This is a genomic window from Pseudomonas sp. ACN8, assembly GCF_002303925.1.
Classification (GTDB): Bacteria; Pseudomonadota; Gammaproteobacteria; order Pseudomonadales; family Pseudomonadaceae; genus Aquipseudomonas.
In genome coordinates this window covers 1-769 of record NZ_MRCS01000125.1, presented here as the reverse complement: position 1 = coordinate 769, position 769 = coordinate 1, and the positions used below count along the sequence as shown (strand labels likewise).

Here is a 769-nt window from a genome sequence, read left to right as displayed (position 1 = left end):
ACCCTCTCCGACGGCACCAAGATCACCGTCCCGGCCAACACCGCGACCGGCACAGCAACCATCGCCGCGGCCGACGACGTGTTCACCGGCGGCCAGGCAGCGATCGTCAACAAACTGGAATCGGTCAGCGGCGCGGACAACTTCGAAAAACTGACCCTGAGCCAGACCGACGTCAAAACTACTGTCACCGATGAGCCATCGGGCCAGGGCGACCAGGTCACGGTGAGCATCGAAGGCAACGGCGGTGTGCAGGAAAACCTCGCGCCGACCTTCACCGTCAAGCTTGACCAGAAACTCGATCACGACCTCAAGGTCACCCTGAGCAATGGCGGCACCGTCACCATTGAAGCCGGCAAGCTGTCGGCCATCTACACCGCACCGGTGCAGGGCGACGACGTCTACAAGGACGGTCAGACCCTCTCGATTGGCGTCAGCGATGCAACGGTTGACGGCAAAACCTTCGAGAACCTGGTGATCGACGGCACCGCGGCCAACGTGGCCATCACCGACACCGTCAGCGAAGTCATCGCCACTTTGACCGCGGACAAATCCACCGTGGCCGAAGGCGGCTCGGTCACCTACACCGTGACCCTGACCAACGCGGCCGGCCTGCCGATCAATAACCACGGTCCGTTAGAGTTCACCCTCTCCGACGGCACCAAGATCACCGTCCCGGCCAACACCGCGACTGGCACGGCGACCATCGCCGCTGCCGACGACGTCTTCACCGGCGGCCAGGCAGCGATCGTCAACAAACTGGAATCGGTCA

General features: G+C 62.9%; 1 protein-coding gene. It reads left to right on the top strand.

The window, feature by feature from the left end; all coding sequences use genetic code 11:
- On the top strand, positions 1–769 hold a 769-nt coding region (locus tag BSF44_RS29230), incomplete at both ends, for an immunoglobulin-like domain-containing protein (protein WP_371918304.1).